Here is a 1,424-nt window from a genome sequence, read left to right on the forward strand (position 1 = left end):
CAGATGGGGTGATTGGGGTCTTTGCCGAGCCCGGATAAGGGCGGCTGCTCCTGTCGAGATGTGAGAACGTGGTCGATGTTGATTCGCCACAAGCATCGGGAAGGAGCAGCCATGAAGTATTTTGCCGGACTGGACGTGTCTTTGGAAGAGACTGCGATCTGCGTGGTCGAGGAGAGCGGCCGGATCGTCAAGGAAATGCGTGCGGCGAGCGAGCCGGAGGCGTTGATCAAAGCGCTGCGCAAAGTCGGGCTTCCGCTGGAGCGCCTCGGCCTGGAAGCGTGCTCGCTGACGGCCTGGCTTCACGACGGATTGCGCGCCGAAGGCCTGCCGGCGATCTGCATCGAGACACGCCAGGCCAATGCGGCCATGAAGACGATGCCGAACAAGACCGATCGCAACGATGCCCGCGCGCTGGCGCAGATCATGCGCACCGGCTGGTACCGGCAGGTGCATGTCAAGAGCCGGCAATGCCGGTTGTGGCGCGCGCTGCTGGTGGCCCGCCGCACGGTGCTGAACGAGATGCGCAGCATCGAGAATGTTGTGCGCGCCATGCTACGCGAGAGCGGCGTCAAGCTCGGCACGCCGTCGCGCACCGCCTTTGCTGATGGCGTGCGCGAGCTGGCTGGCACCGAGGTGATGGCAATGGTCGAGCCGCTTCTTGCGATCCTCAGCGTCATGCTGAAGGAGTTCGCCCGCTTGACCAAGCAGGTTCTCCACATCGTCCGCAAGGAGGAAGTGTGTCGGCGGCTGATGAGCGCGCCGGGCGTCGGGCCGATCACCGCGCTCGCCTTCCGCGCCACCGTTGACCGGCCGGAGCGGTTCGGCTCTTCGCGGGCGGTGGGGGCACATCTGGGGCTGACGCCGGCGCGCTATCAGTCGGGCGAGACCGACGTCCAGGGCAAGGTCAGCCGCTGCGGCGACGAACTCGCCCGCACCGCCCTCTACGAGGCGGCGCATTCGCTGCTCGTGCGCTCGAAGAAATGGTCGAGCTTGCGCGCCTGGGGCATGAACATCGCCAGACGCCGCGGCATGGCGCGTGCCCGCGTGGCGGTGGCCCGCAAACTGGGCGTCATCCTGCACCGCATGTGGGCCGACGCAACCGAGTTCCGCTTTGGAAAGGAGCCTGCCGCACTGGCAGCGTGACCGAGACAGATCAAAGGAGCAAGGAACACGAACAAAGCTTTTCGCCCGAAAGGGCGATGCCCGGATCGTTCCGTGGGGACGATGGGCGAGGCGATCTCGTTGAGAGTCCTGAACCTGCCGAACCAAAGTTCGCAAGGTCGTGAACCAGATTGAGACGTCTCGCTCTCCTGATCCCATCATGCGGCGGCCCAAGCGCCGACCGCGAAGAGAAGCGAGTGACCCGCGGAACGGTCCGAGAAAAAGTGCAGGAGCACCTTGACCACGACGACCCCAATCAGAGA

At 65.0% G+C, this 1,424-nt stretch carries 1 protein-coding gene; it reads left to right on the forward strand.

Annotated features, from left to right (window positions below; translation table 11 throughout):
* Nucleotides 1-111 precede the first annotated feature (111 nt).
* Nucleotides 112-1,143: an IS110 family RNA-guided transposase gene (locus tag PU724_RS33685; RefSeq protein ID WP_354426083.1), complete on the forward strand. Its 1,032-nt coding sequence runs from the start codon at nucleotides 112-114 to the stop codon at nucleotides 1,141-1,143.
* The last annotated feature ends 281 nt before the right edge of the window (nucleotides 1,144-1,424 follow it).

The sequence above is a fragment of the Mesorhizobium abyssinicae genome, assembly GCF_049887195.1.
GTDB classification, from domain to species: Bacteria; Pseudomonadota; Alphaproteobacteria; order Rhizobiales; family Rhizobiaceae; genus Mesorhizobium; species Mesorhizobium abyssinicae.

Excerpts from the sequence above, each read along its gene's own strand:
- PU724_RS33685 (WP_354426083.1), top strand. The coding sequence starts at position 112 with ATGAAGTATTTTGCCGGACTGGACGTGTCTTTGGAAGAGACTGCGATC.